The sequence below is a fragment of the Nocardia sp. NPDC003693 genome (assembly GCF_053981095.1).
Window position 1 is genome coordinate 1 of sequence record NZ_JBSFNO010000023.1, and the last position, 13,892, is coordinate 13,892.

General features: G+C 68.7%; 9 protein-coding genes and 1 pseudogene. 4 read left to right on the plus strand and 6 right to left on the minus strand.

The annotated features are described in order from the left end of the window. From ACWDOP_RS23810 to ACWDOP_RS23820, 3 genes are all read left to right on the plus strand, one after another. On the plus strand, positions 1-1,548 hold a 1,548-nt coding region (locus ACWDOP_RS23810; RefSeq protein ID WP_456346835.1), incomplete at its 5' end, for a (Fe-S)-binding protein. A gap of 287 nt (positions 1,549-1,835) precedes the next feature. Then, complete coding sequence (locus ACWDOP_RS23815; protein ID WP_456346836.1) at positions 1,836-2,597, plus strand: copper homeostasis protein CutC; 762 nt, start codon at positions 1,836-1,838, stop codon at positions 2,595-2,597. Between the two features lie 227 nt (positions 2,598-2,824). After that, complete coding sequence (locus ACWDOP_RS23820) at positions 2,825-3,655, plus strand: lytic polysaccharide monooxygenase (protein WP_456346837.1); 831 nt, start codon at positions 2,825-2,827, stop codon at positions 3,653-3,655. A gap of 891 nt (positions 3,656-4,546) precedes the next feature. Here the strand turns inward: ACWDOP_RS23820 and ACWDOP_RS23825 are convergent. The 3 genes and pseudogenes from ACWDOP_RS23825 to ACWDOP_RS23835 form a co-directional block, all read right to left on the minus strand. After that, positions 4,547-5,791: pseudogene (locus ACWDOP_RS23825) on the minus strand (YibE/F family protein); the annotation flags it as partial. A gap of 326 nt (positions 5,792-6,117) precedes the next feature. Continuing rightward, complete coding sequence (locus tag ACWDOP_RS23830) at positions 6,118-7,368, minus strand: pyridoxal phosphate-dependent aminotransferase (protein ID WP_454204454.1); 1,251 nt, start codon at positions 7,366-7,368, stop codon at positions 6,118-6,120. Positions 7,369-7,437: 69 nt separating this feature from the next. Beyond that, positions 7,438-8,382 (minus strand): XRE family transcriptional regulator, encoded by a 945-nt coding sequence (locus ACWDOP_RS23835; protein ID WP_454204453.1) that lies wholly within the window; start codon positions 8,380-8,382, stop codon positions 7,438-7,440. 671 nt (positions 8,383-9,053) lie between these two features. Between ACWDOP_RS23835 and ACWDOP_RS23840 the strand changes: the two genes are divergently transcribed. Then, on the plus strand, positions 9,054-9,503 hold the full coding sequence (locus tag ACWDOP_RS23840) for a hypothetical protein (protein ID WP_454204452.1): 450 nt from the start codon (positions 9,054-9,056) through the stop codon (positions 9,501-9,503). Between the two features lie 159 nt (positions 9,504-9,662). On the opposite strand, the gene ACWDOP_RS23845 is transcribed toward ACWDOP_RS23840, so the two are convergent. The 3 genes from ACWDOP_RS23845 to ctaD form a co-directional block, all read right to left on the minus strand. Next, positions 9,663-11,009: an Hsp70 family protein gene (locus ACWDOP_RS23845; protein ID WP_456346838.1), complete on the minus strand. Its 1,347-nt coding sequence runs from the start codon at positions 11,007-11,009 to the stop codon at positions 9,663-9,665. Between the two features lie 252 nt (positions 11,010-11,261). After that, a complete protein-coding gene (dcd, locus tag ACWDOP_RS23850; protein ID WP_454204450.1) occupies positions 11,262-11,840 on the minus strand; it encodes a dCTP deaminase in 579 nt (192 codons plus the stop codon). 189 nt (positions 11,841-12,029) lie between these two features. Further along, the gene (gene ctaD / locus ACWDOP_RS23855; RefSeq protein ID WP_456346839.1) at positions 12,030-13,811 is read right to left on the minus strand and encodes an aa3-type cytochrome oxidase subunit I; all 1,782 of its coding nucleotides are present in this window, start codon (positions 13,809-13,811) and stop codon (positions 12,030-12,032) included. Positions 13,812-13,892: the final 81 nt, after the last annotated feature.

Here is a 13,892-nt window from a genome sequence, read left to right on the forward strand (position 1 = left end):
AAGCTGATTCCGGTGTCCCCGGTCGCGCAGAACGTCACTTACCACGACCCGTGCTATCTGGGCCGGCACAACAAGATCTACGACGCCCCGCGTGAGTTGATGGAGGCGTCGGGTTCGAAGCTGTTGGAGATGCCACGCCATGGTGAGCGTTCGATGTGCTGTGGCGCGGGTGGTGCGCGGATGTGGATGGAAGAGCAGCTCGGCAAGCGCATCAACGTCGACCGTGTCGATGAGGCCCTGGATGCGTTGAACGGTGGCAACGAGCCGTCGATGATCGCGACCGGTTGCCCGTTCTGCCGGGTGATGCTGACCGACGGTGTCACCGCGCGTAAGGATGGTGGCGAGGTCGGTCAGGGTGTCGAGGTCGTCGATGTCGCGCAGCTGATGCTGCAGTCCATCGACCGGATCGACGCGGCTGCGATGACCGAGAACCTGAAGGTCATCCAGGTCCCCAAGGTCGAAGAACCCGAACCGGTCGCCGAGCCCGAGCCCGAGCCGGAGGTTGTGGCCGAGGCGGCTCCGGCCGAGGCCAAGGCCGCGCCCGCGGGTGGCGGTCTGGGTATGAAGGGCGGCCTCAAGGCCCCCGGCGGCAAGGGTCTGGGCATGAAGGGTGGTCTGAAGGCTCCGGGCGCGAAGGCCCCCGCCGCCGAGACCGCCGCCGCGGCAACCGATTCGGCGGAGGCTCCGGCCGCGCCCGCTCCGGCCAAGGGCCTGGGGATGAAGGGTGGCCTCAAGGCTCCGGGCGGCAAGGGCCTGGCCATGAAGGGTCCCGCCAAGGCACCCGGTGCGAAGGCCGCGGCCCCCGCCGCCGCCGAAACCGAGTCCGCGGCAACGGCTCCCGAGGCCTCGGCGGCCCCGGCCGCCCCCGTCAAGGGCCTGGCCATGAAGGGTCCGGCGAAGGCCCCCGGTAAGGGTCTGGCCATGAAGGGCGCCGCCAAGGCGCCCGGCGCGAAGGCCGAAACCGCTGCGGCACCGGCGGAATCGGCTCCGGCCGAAGCTCCGGCCGCCGCGGCGCCCGCCGCCGAGGCTCCTGCCGAAGCCAAGCCGTCCATCGCGCCCAAGGGCCTGGCCATGAAGTCCGGCCTCAAGCGCCCCACCGCGAAGGCGCCCGGCGCAGCGGCTCCGGCAGCCCCGGCGGCCCCCGCCGCTCCGGCCGAGGCACCTGCTGCCGAGGCTCCGGCGGCCGAGGCACCCGCGGCCCCGGCGTCGGCGGCGCCCGCCGAGGCCAAGCCGTCCATCGCCCCCAAGGGCCTGGCCATGAAGTCCGGCCTCAAGCGCCCGACCACCAAGGCGCCCGGCGCGGCCGCTCCGGCGGCTCCGGCCGCCGAAGCGCCTGCGGCACCGGCCACTTCGGCTCCGGCCGACGAGGTCGAGGAAGCGGTCGCGGCTCCGGCCGAGACCAGCGCTCCCGAGACCAACGGCACCCCGGCCGCCAACGGCACCGAGGCGAACGGCACCGAAGCGAACGGCGCGGCCAATCCCCCGGCCGCCAAGCCCGGTGGGCTCGGCTTCAAGTCCGGCATGAAGGCCCCGGGCAAGAAGAGCTGACCCGCACCGCCTGACAGTCGAGGGCGCGCTACCCACCCGGTAGCGCGCCCTTTGCGTTTCACGCGCCTCGGGCGCGGCAGCCGCGGCCCACTCCGCCGTCGTTCCACCCTGCTCGCCCGGGCCCCGGCAGGCTCACCACGCGGCACGACCCACCGCGTCCGGACGGCCGCGCACGGCCTCCTCACCGCGAGCGCACGTGGACGACACCGCGCTGAACGCTGATCTTCAGACAGCAGTCGTTAATCGTTGGCAAACGCCGTCGCGGGTTTTCGCCCATACTGCAAGGTATGACGGAGACGCGGGCGGTGCGGGTGGAGATCGGCGTGGAGTCGATGGCCGGGGTGCGGATCGCGGAGGCGGCGGGGGCGGATCGCGTCGAACTGTGCAGCGGATTGTCGGTGGGCGGACTGACCCCGAGCGCGGCATTGATCGAGGCAGCGGTGCTGGAAGTGGTCGACACCGAGGTGCACGTCCTGATCCGGCCGCGCCCGGGCGACTTTCGCTACTCCGCCGAGGAGGTGGCGCTCATGCGGGCCGACGTCGAGCTGGCGCGGCGGGTGGGCGCGCACGGGGTCGTGGTCGGCGCGCTCGACGAACGCGGCAATCTGGACGCTTCGGCCAACGCCGAGCTACTCGCTGCCGCCGACGGCATCGAGGTCACGTTCCACCGCGCGTTCGACGTGTGCGCCGACCCGTTCGCCGGCTTCGATCTACTACTGGAATCGGGATTCACCCGGCTGCTCACCTCGGGCAGGCAGGACTCGGTCCTGGACGGCGTCCCGCTGATCACGCAGTTGGTGAACCTCGCGGACGGCCGCATCGACGTGATGGCCTGCGGCGGTGTGCGCGCCGACAATGCCCGGCGGGTGATCGAGCTGACGCAGGTCCGGGATCTGCATGCCGCCGTGCGCATTCCGGTCCCGGCGCTGCCCGTCCCGGATTCCGAGGTCTCCTTCGCCGAATTCGGGGTCCCGAGCGGCTTCGACCATTTCGCCACCGACGCCGACGGCGTGTCGGCTCTCTGCGTGGCGGCCCGCTCGACGGTCTGAATTCAGCGTTTTCCCAGCTACTTACGAGTCAGGTTTGCTGCGAGCGAACCGAAGTTTGCTGTGCGCAACGAATTTTCGATCTTCTGAGCTAGGACGCTTGACCAACGCGTTGCCGGACCATATCTTTTAGAGCACGATTCTGCTTCAAAGTGATCCAGATCACGTCACAGCTATGTCACGAGACAGCGTGCGGGCCCCCGCTGTCTCACTCTCGCAAGGAGTTTCACGTGGTTAGTAGAAGACTGTCCATTGTCGGGGCCGCCCTGGGCATTTCGCCCATTCTGGCATTGCTGCCCGCCGGTGACGCCCAGGCGCACGGCTACATCACGACCTTCAGCAGACAGGCGCAGTGCGCCGCGGGCACCGTGTCCTGCGGCGCGATCAAGTACGAACCGCAGAGCGTGGAGGGCCCCAAGGGCCTGCGCAACTGCAGCGCGAATCTCGGCCAATTCGCCGATCTGGACGACGATTCCAAGCCCTGGAAGGTCCAGCAGGTCGGCAAGACCGCGACCTTCAGCTGGACGTTCACCGCCAATCACCGGACGCTGAACTGGGAGTACTACATCGGCAACACCCGGCTCGGCGTATTCGACGGCAACATGCAGCAGCCCGCGCAGGGCACCACGCACACCATCGATTTCGGCAACTTCACCGGCCGCCAGAAGCTGCTGGCCATCTGGAACATCGGCGACACCGCCGCGGCCTTCTACTCGTGCGTGGACGTGCAGATCGGTGGCGGCGGCGGAAACCCGCCCACCACAACGCGTCCCACCACCGCGCCGCCCACGACCGTGCCGCCGACCACCAAGCCCCCGGTCACCACCAAGCCGCCGGTCACCACGCCCCCCGCGACCACGCAGCCGCCGGTGACCACCACTCATCAGCACCCGACCACCACGGACAAGCCCGCCGGCGACGAATGGCGGGTGGGCGGCAAGTACGCCGTCGGCGACGTGGTCACCTATCAGGGCGCCAGGTACCGGTGCCGGCAGGCGCACACGGTGTACGACCCGAACTGGATGCCGACCGCGACTCCCGCTCTGTGGCAGCGACTCTGAGCGCACTACCGGCCTGAAGAGCGCACGACCGGCCTGAAGAGCGCCGGAACGGCCTGAACAGAACGCTGCGAGAGTGGTGATCCAACCCCGGAACACCACTCTCGCAGCTGTTTTCGCACCCGGTCGCTCGAAGGCCGGCGGGTCACGGGGCACGATGCGGAGCATCCTCCGGACCCGGAACCTGGCACCTGCGATGAACCGGAATTGTGGCAATTGCGGAGCAACTCGCACCGCACGGTCACCGTACTCGATCACACCCCTAACAGCGGGAATCCACACGCCCAGCGTGTCAGCGACTTCGGCCCCGATTCCGCGGTGGTTACCGAGCGGAAACCCCGATCAGGGCCGAGAGTGCCTGCCGCCGCGCGGGCGCGGCGGGTCATCCGGATCCGGCGGCGTATTCGGCTGAGCCGCATCGGTTCCCGAGCCCCAGCCGGTACCGCGATCCGGCCGCTCACCCGCACCCGGCCCGGGCGTGGAGTTCCACGGGTCGAAACCACTCGCCGGACCGGTGGGCGGCGGCTGCTGAATCGGGTTGGGCGGCAGCGGCCTCGGGATCCCGCCGGTGATCGGATGGCGCGGATCGGTGATGTCCTGGGCATTGCCCGCACCCCCCGAATTCGCGCGCAGGGACCAGGGCGCGGGCGGTTGGTCCGGACTCGGCGGACTGCCCGGATAGGACGGATTCGCCTGCGGCGCACCTGAAGGCGGGGTCGTCCCGGCCGCCTGGCGCTCCTTGCGCAGCGCGCCCGTCGCCGGTCCGCCCGCCCCCGCGGCGCGCGGGCGGCGCGCCCCGCCCGTCCCGCTGTCCGCGACCGGGCGCTTGGCTCCGGCGCCCGCCCGGGCACCGGTACGCGTTCCGGCGCCCGTCCGGCGCGGACCGCCGCCGGTCTTGCTCAGCGCGGGCTTGTGGCCGAACGGCCGGGCCAGCATGACCGCGATGGCGGTGGTCAGCGGCACCGACAGGGCGAGTGCGATACCGCCGACGGCGGATCGCGCGATCTCGATGCCGACCGCGTCACCGGTGAGGACGTCGCCGATCGAGCGGCCCGCCACGCTGAACAGCAGCAGCAGCGGCAGCGCGCCGCCGGCGTAGGCGAGCACCAGGGTGTAGACGGTACTGGCGATGTGGTCCCGGCCCACCCGCATGGCGGATCCGAAAATGCTTCGGCGCGTGGCCTTCTCGTCCAGCGCCGCCAGTTCGAAGGCGGCGGACGCCTGGGTGATGGTCACGTCGTTGAGCACGCCGAGGGAGCCGATGATGAAGCCCGCCAACAGCAATCCGGTGATGCTGACGTGCTGCAGGTAGGTGGCGACGTTGGTGTTCTGTTCCTCGGACAACCCGGTCAGGTGCGTCATCTCCAGGGCCACCCAGGACAGCACCGCCGCCACCACCATCGAGGCGAGGGTGCCCAGCAGCGCGGAGCTGGTCCGCAGATTCACCCCGTGCGCCAGGTACAGCACCGCGTAGAGGATCAGCGCACCCGAGACCAGGGCTACCGGAATAGCCGGCTTGCCGTCCAAAAGCGCTGGGAGAAGGAACTTCACGACGACGCCGAAGGCGAAGACGAGGCCGATGAGCGCCCGCAGCCCGCGCCACCGCGCCACCGCGATGATCACGACCGCGAAGACGATCACGATGATGGACAGCGGTAGCCCGCGCGCGTAGTCGTCGAAGGAGTACATGGGCACGCCGGAGGCGTCGCTCTGCCGCACGATGCGCAGCGAATCCCCGACGTGCAGCTGCGGTTGCCCCGGGCCCTTGGCGATTTCGAAGAGGGTCTTGTTGCCCTCGTGCGGTCCGGAGTCGATGGTGACGATGCTGCGTTCGCAGGTGTAGGAGTCGTTGCGCGGCTGCTGCGGCTCGTCGGGGAAGACCCGGCCGATCGACGGGCTGCCGCAGGGACCGATGTCCTGCATGACGACGGTGCCGGCCTCGGTGGTGACCGCGCCGCCGCCCGCGCTCTGCATCGGCAGCGGGATGTCGACCTGTTGCGCGCTGGGCCACAGCCACACCAGACCGGCCACGACCAGCACGCCGATGACGGCGAGCAGGCCGACGACCACGCGAGCGGCGGTCGCGCCGATCGCTAGCGGTCCCGAATGGTCGTGGGAATGATGATGGTGATCGCTCACTCGGGGAGCCTAAACGACAATCGTTCTCGAAGTACGAAGGGCTGTCCCGAGGCGGGACGGAGAAAGTGGGAGGGGGCGGCGGAGAGCAGGGGGATGTCTCCGCCGCCCGGGGATCGGCGGCCCAGGGGGGGTAGGCCTGCCAATCCAGGACCGGACGGCCCAGGGGGGGTAGGCGGTCCGGTCGGGCACCTGAGTGCCGAGTCCCACTGTACACAAAAGGCGGTTCTTTGCGCTAGCTAAGTCTCTAAAAACCGAACTTTTTCGTACCAGCGGTTTGTTTTTGACCGTGTCGCTTGTGCGCCACTGGTCATATGCCCAGTTCAGGGCTACTGACGGTATCCCGCGAGGAAGTTACCGAACCGCTCGATGGCCACCGACAGGTCGCGCGCCCACGGCAGGGTGACGATCCGCAAGTGGTCGTGATGCGGCCAGTTGAAGCCCGTGCCCTGCACCATCAGGATCTTCTCCTGCAGCAGCAGGTCCAGCACCAGCTTCGAATCGTCGTGGATCTCATGCACTTCCGGGTCCAGCCGGGGGAAGGCGTAGAGCGCCCCGCGCGGCTTCACACAAGAGACACCCGGGATCGTGTTGAGCTGCTCCCACGCCACATCGCGCTGTTCGAGTAGTCGCCCGCCGGGCAGGATGAGGTCCTCGATGCTCTGGTGCCCGCCGAGGGCCACCTGGATCGCGTGTTGCGCGGGCACATTCGGGCACAGGCGCGAGGAGGCCAGCAGCGAGATGCCCTCGAGGAAGCCCTCCGCGTGGTCCTTCGGACCGGTGATCACCAGCCAGCCCGAGCGATATCCCGCGACCCGGTAGGCCTTGGACAGACCGTTGAACGTCAGGCACAGCAGATCCGGCGCCAGCGACGCCAGCGACACGTGCTTGGCGTCGTCGTACAAGATTTTGTCGTAGATCTCGTCCGCGAGCAGCAGCAGCTGATGCTTGCGCGCCAGATCCACGATCTGCTGCAGCACCTCCGACGAATACACCGCACCCGTCGGATTGTTCGGATTGATCACGACAATGGCCTTGGTCTTGTCGGTGATCTTCGATTCCATGTCGGCGATGTCGGGCTGCCAGCCGTTGGACTCGTCGCACAGGTAGTGCACCGGCGTGCCGCCCGCCAGGCTGGTCATGGCCGTCCACAGCGGATAGTCCGGCGCGGGCAGCAGCACCTCGTCACCGTTGTTCAGCAGCGCCTGCATGGTGATGGTGATCAGCTCGGAGACGCCGTTGCCCAGGTAGACGTCGTCGACATCGAATTCCGGGAAGCCCGGCACCAGCTCGTAGCGGGTCACGATCGCCCGGCGCGCGGGCAGTATGCCCTTGGACTCGGAATAGCCCTGCGCGTACGGCAGCGCCGCGATCATGTCGCGCATGATCACATCGGGGGCGTCGAACCCGAACGGCGCGGGATTGCCGATGTTCAGCTTGAGGATGCGATGCCCCTCCGCCTCCAGCCGTGCCGCGTGCGCGTGTACCGGACCCCGAATTTCGTAGACGACGTTCTGGAGCTTGGTGGACTGCTCCAAGACGCGCGGGGACCGGTGCGGTAGGTGACTGGAAGGGCTCACCCGACCATCGTGCCAGTTCCGCCGCCCGGCCACTTCGGGACCCGGCCGCGCGCCGCCACACCCGCCGCTCTACCGCCCGGCATCCGGCGGCAGGATGCCCTTGGCCGCGGTGGTCCCGCAGAACTCCTCGATCCGCTCGTCCAGCCGGCGCGCCTCGGTGGCCTCCCGGAACTCCGGGCGGATCAGGCGCTGACGCAGACCGGTGAGACGCTCCTCCAGCTGGGCGATGCGCTTGTCCTCGTCCATGCGCAGGACCGGTTGCAGGGCTTCGGCCGCGCCGTCCAGGCTGCCGTTGATCAGGTGCGCGGCCGCGCTGTCCACCCGGGCCAGGGATTCGGCCCCGTAGGAGCGCTGTTCGGTGGGCCCGTTGGCGTACAGATCGATGGCCCGTTCGGTCGCCGCCAGCGCGGGCTGGGCCTGGCCCAGATGGATGTAGGTCGCGCCCGCGTAGTAGTGGCTCTTGGGCTGATTGAAGCCGAAGACGCCGCCGACCTCGTCGTGCAGGGTGTCGCTGGAACTGCCCTCGCGGGCCGCGTCGGCCGCGCGGATACAGCGCTCGGTGTCGGCGACGCTGCCCAGTTTGGACCAGATGCGAGCCTCGATGTTGTGCAACCGCACCCGCGCGGTCACCGATTCCGCGTACTGCTGACCGCTCTGGGCCAGCAGCACCGCGCGCCGCGGGCGCTCGGACCAGTACTCGATGAGCGCCTGCATACCGCGGGTCCAGGCCCGTAATCCGTTGTGCTCGCACAGTTCCGCGTACGCCCAAGCGGCCCTTGCCTGTTCGCCCGCGGCATCGACGTAGCCGAGATCGGTGCTGGCGTTGGCCAGCAAGCCCGACAGCGTCCCCGCCAGCAGATACAGGTGCCCGGTGTCGGCCGGGCGTTGATGGCCCTCGAGCAGCCGGTAGACGCGGCGGCGCACCCGCAGCATCTCCACCATCATCGGCACGGGTGGCACATGAACGTAGTCGTTCGCGATCCGCGTGACGTCGGCGTCGAGCTGCTCCAACATGGTCGGACCCACATTGGTGCTCTCCGCCCTCCCGGCATGGTCGCTCGCTTCATGAGCAGCCGCCATGATCAGATCCCTCTCCGAAATCGCCGCTAACGCATCGCCCCTCATCGCACCCGAATCCACGAGCGCCAGCAGTTCCGCGTCGCTGGAATAGCTGGCCGCGGCCGCGGTCGGTTGCCCGGCGGGGGAACCTCCTTGGCGCGCATCGAAATCCGGCACGGACGGCCGATCGATCAGTGGCTGGTCGATCAATGCCGCGAACCGTGCCCGAACGATCTCGTCGGACCTGGCGAGGGAAGTATCGAGAGCGGCTTGATTGACGGGACGGGGATGTACCCGATTTCCCCCGGCCTCCCACTTCGAAACCAGGCGTTCGTGCACACCCAAATGTGCTGCGAACTCCCGAATACTCATTCGTTTGGCATCGCGGAGGGCACGGGCCTCTTTACCTGACCACTGCCGGACCACGATGTCATCCTTCCGAACGAACTCCGATGTCCAGGGTACGAGCGAGAACCGGCCACGGCCACAGCCGAAACCCAGCTGGTACCAGGCTTTATGCGCATCGGCAATAAAGGCAGCGGAAGGGCAGTGTAAGGCGGGTGTGCGGGCATACCCACCCGTCCGTAAGAACCGCGACCCTGGAGGCGGAGGTAAGGGAGCCGGTGGTGAACGCGGACAAGCTGAGAACGGTGCAGGACTGGGTGTCGTACTACCGGCACGAAGCCGGTCTCCCGGTCGCCGAGCGCGGCGGATTCGTCATGCTGCCGGTCACCGGTCATGTCGCCGTCGTGCACCTGCCCGTGGCCCGCGCCGAAAAGGTCCGCACCGCACTGCATCAGCGCCGGCGCACCGGCCCCATGCTGGCGCGCCAGATCCGCTGGAGCTTTCTGGCGGAGCCGGATTCACGTCCGGGCGTGCAGATCCTGGAGGCGCTCAACCGGCTCGACGTCGGCATCCCCGCCGTCGGCAGCGCCGTCATGCTGCCCACCGGCCTCGGCCGATGGACGCGTGAGGGCTGCCACTGGGTGGTACCTCCGACCCGTGACCTCCAACTCCCACCCCTGTCGGTGATAGTCACGACAGCTCTGGCGGTGGGAACCGGAAGCGAGGACTGAAACGCAGCCGGCCCTCGCACCGGCGCAGGCGCGCGCCGGCATCCACCGGGTCCGCCCCTTTCTGGCAGTCGACGGGGCGGACTCGGCGGGTGAGTACGGTTGCCGCGCGGGTGAATACAGCGGGTGACCACAACCGCCGTGCGGGCTCGCGGCGGCGGATTACGGCGCGGGCTGCTGCGGGAACAGCGGCGGCAGCGTCGGAACCACGACCGGCGGCAGCCCCGGAATGATCGTGAAGGTGTTGGGACCGGGCGGGGGCGGAGCCGCGTCGGTGGTGGTCGTGGCCTGCCGCGGCGGCGGGGCGGCCAGCGATTCGTTGGTGGCCTCGCTCGTGGTGGGCGGAGCGGTGGTGGCCTCGACGGCGGGCGTGCGCGTCGTGGTCGGCGGGATCGAACTCGACGCGGCGTCGCTGCTCTGCGAATCGTGTTCCAGCACTTGCGGACCCCAGCCGATGGAGACGCCGATGGCGGCGACCACGACCAGCGCGCCCACCGCGACCCCGGCCACGCTGATCTCCCGGCGGCGGCTGAACTTCTCCCCCGGGCCGGTCGTCGGGTCGGTGCGGCGCGACCGCCAGGACGGCGCGGCGGGCACCGGCGCGGGCGCCGGATCCGCGAAGGCGTTGGGGAACGGCACGTTCGCCGGACGCTGGCGCACCGGGCGCGCCAGCAGGGCCGCGCCGCGCGTGGCGACACTGCCCGGACCGGGCGCCACGATGACCGGGACACCCAGCCAGCGCCGCAGAACCCGTGCCACCAGCGGAATTTGAGCGCAGCCGCCGACCAGCGCCACGGCCTGCACCGGCTGCTCCGACCGCAGGATGACATCGCGGGTCATCCGCGCCGAGGATTCGACGGCCAGCATGATCAGCGCTTCGAAGTTCTCCTGCGACAGCAGGACCAGGCCCTCGGTCGAGGGCAGCGCGACCGCGCTGCTGCTCGAGAGCTGCTCTTTCGCCTGGCGGCACAGCGAATCCAGCTCGGCCAGCCCGGCCGCGTCCGGCGGATGCGCGATCCGGCCCGAGGCGATCTGCTGCTCGCGGATCAGCGAATCCAGGTAGTCGCCGCTGATGTCGCTGGTGCGCTCGGTGACGACCAGCTGGCGCGAACCGGTGTCGACGACCGTCACCGACAGCCCGGAAGCGCCCAGGTCGTACAGCGCCACCGTGCCGTATCCCTGCAGCTCACCGGAGTACTCCAGAAACTCCAGGGCGGCAACGACATCGGGGATGAGCTCGTAGTTGGTGAACTGCCGCCGCGCCATCTCGGCCCGGATGGCGCGCGCGTGCTGCTCGTCGCGGTAGGCGATGGCGGTGGCGACGATGTGCGGATCCGCGGCCAGGATCGCCCCGACCGCGTCGGCGGCCAATTCCTCGACCCGGCGGGCGCCGACCGGCACCGCCTGCACGTCGAAATTCTCGGCGGTGGCGTGCTCGGTGGAGTTCGCCAGCGGACGTGCGACGCGAATAGCGCCGGACCCCACCGAAACTCCCAGTACCGAACTCATCTGCTGCCCATTTCGTATGCCCCGCTCACCGATCCGCGAGCGGCCCGGGGCCACCTGCGAATCGCCCGCGGAAAACCGGGCGCGGAGCGGTGGAACCACACATCACGGTGTGGTCACTGTACCTGTCGGGGCCACCTTACGACGTGCCGAGCGTTACGTACACCCGCAAGCGGGCAGATCGGGCCCGAGTTACCGTGCCCGGGGCCGTGATACGCGTGCGCGCGCCGCGATGAAAGGCAGGGAGAAGGCAGGTCAGTTGCCGTTGACGGACTGAAAGTTCAAGTACGCGCGGGACGGGGTCGGACCGCGCTGGCCCTGGTACTTCGAGCCCGCCGCGGCCGAACCGTACGGGTTCTCGGCCGGGCTGCTCAACCGGAACAGGCACAGCTGGCCGATCTTCATCCCCGGCCACAGGGTGATGGGCAGGTTGGCGACGTTCGACAGCTCCAGGGTGATGTGACCGCTGAAGCCCGGATCGATGAAGCCCGCCGTGGAATGGGTCAGCAGACCGAGCCTGCCCAGACTCGACTTGCCCTCCAGGCGGCCGGCCAGATCGTCCGGCAGGCTGCACACCTCGAGGGTGGAGCCCAGCACGAACTCGCCCGGGTGCAGCACGAACGGCTCGCCGGGGGTCGGCTCGACCAGCGTGGTCAGCTCGTCCTGCCGCTGCGCGGGATCGATGTGGGTGTACCGCGTGTTGTTGAACACCCGGAACAGACTGTCCAGCCGCACATCGATACTCGACGGCTGCACCAGCGCCTGGTCGAACGGGTCGAGCCCGAGACGCCCGGCGGCGATCTCCGTACGGATGTCGCGATCAGAAAGCAGCACGGTGTTTATCTTGCCCTCCGCTTCGCTCCGGGCGGGCCGCGGCCCCTGAAGTCTCGTTCTTCCCTCCCTCCGCTCCTCCGCTTCGCTCCCCCGCTCCACTCAGTCCAGAACGAGACGGGCCGCGGCCTTACGGCCGAGTGCCCGAGGCCGGGCGCCGATGTGCGGGTGTCTCGCGGCGGGCGTGCGGGGCTATTCCTTCTCCAGGGTGGGGCGGTCTTCGGGGCGGGGCTGTTCCAGGGGCGGGGGCTCGGTCGCTTCGACCGTCTTGTGGGTTCGGCTGCCCCAGCCGGCGTGGGCTTCGGTGCGCATGCGCTCGACCATGTGGGGGTAGTGGAGTTCGAAGGCGGGGCGTTCGGAGCGGATGCGGGGGAGCTCGAAGAAGTTGTGGCGCGGGGGCGGGCAGGTCGTCGCCCACTCCAGGGAGTTGCCGTAGCCCCAGGGGTCGTCGACGGTCACCACCTCGCCGTAGCGGTAGCTCTTGAAGACGTTCCACACGAACGTGATCATCGACAGGCCGAGCACGAACGAGCCGACCGTGGAAATGGTGTTCAGGGTGGTGAATCCGTCGGACGGCAGGTAGTCCACGTAGCGGCGGGGCATGCCCTCGTTGCCCAGCCAGTGCTGCACCAGGAACGTCAGGTGGAAGCCGAAGAACGTGGTCCAGAAGTGCAGTTTGCCCAGCCGCTCGTCCATCAGCCTGCCGGTCATCTTGGGGAACCAGAAGTAGATGCCGGCGAACGTCGCGAACACGATCGTGCCGAACAGCACGTAGTGGAAGTGCGCGACCACGAAATAGGTGTCGGACACGTGGAAGTCCAGCGGCGGCGAGGCCAGGATGACGCCCGACAGACCACCGAAGAGGAACGTCACCAGGAAGCCGATCGACCACAGCATCGGTGACTCGAACGTGAGCTGGCCGCGCCACATGGTGCCGATCCAGTTGAAGAACTTCACGCCGGTCGGCACCGCGATCAGGAACGTCATGAACGAGAAGTACGGCAGCAGAACCGATCCCGTCGCGTACATGTGGTGCGCCCACACCGCGATGGACAGCGCCGCGATGGCCAGGGTCGCGTACACCAGCGTCGTGTACCCGAAGATCGGCTTGCGACTGAAGACCGGGTAGATCTCCGAGACGATGCCGAAGAACGGCAGCGCGATGATGTACACCTCGGGATGGCCGAAGTACCAGAACAGATGCTGGTAGAGAATGGCCCCGCCGTTGGCCGGATCGTAGATGTGCCCGCCCAGATGCCGGTCGTACGCGAGCGCGAACAGCGCGGCGGTCAGCAGCGGGAAGGCCAGCAGCACCAGCACACTCGTCACCAGGATGTTCCAGGTGAAGATCGGCATGCGGAACATGGTCATGCCGGGGCAGCGCAGGCAGACGACCGTGGTGATCATGTTGACGCCGCCCAGGATGGTGCCCAGACCGGAGACGGCCAGGCCCAGGATCCACAGGTCCGCGCCGACGCCGGGCGAGTGCACGATGTCCGAGAGCGGGGTGTAGGCCGTCCAGCCGAAATCGGCCGCGCCGCCCGGGGTCACGAATCCGGCCGTGGCCATGGTGCCGCCGAACAGGTACAGCCAGTAGCTGAACGCGTTCAGGCGCGGGAACGCCACGTCCGGCGCGCCGATCTGCAGCGGCAGGATCACGTTCGCGAAACCGAAGACGATCGCGGTCGCGTAGAACAGCAGCATGATCGTGCCGTGCATCGTGAACAGCTGATTGAACTGCTCGGGCGAGAGGAACTGCATGCCCGGGCGAGCGAGTTCACCGCGCATGAGCAGGGCCATGAGCCCACCGATGAGGAAGAAGGTGATGGCGGTGCACAGGTACATGACGCCGAGCACCTTCGGGTCGGTCGTCGTCACCGCCTTGTGAATGAACGAACCCTTGGGGCCCAAGCGCGGCGGGTAGGGCCGGGCGGCCTCCAACCCCGATTCCGGCTTGGGAGCTACGGCAGTCACCACATCCTCCTCGAGGTCGGTCCGGGACTGGTTATCGACCCCGGAACCCACGATGAACGGCGCTCAGCGTACTCACAGCAA

What these genes read in the sequence shown, in the direction of transcription:
- ACWDOP_RS23815 (WP_456346836.1), top strand. Translation starts at nt 1,836, where the DNA reads ATGACGGAGACGCGGGCGGTGCGGGTGGAGATCGGCGTGGAGTCGATG.
- ACWDOP_RS23845 (WP_456346838.1), bottom strand. Translation starts at nt 11,009, where the DNA reads ATGAGTTCGGTACTGGGAGTTTCGGTGGGGTCCGGCGCTATTCGCGTC.
- ACWDOP_RS23835 (WP_454204453.1), bottom strand. Translation starts at nt 8,382, where the DNA reads ATGTTGGAGCAGCTCGACGCCGACGTCACGCGGATCGCGAACGACTAC.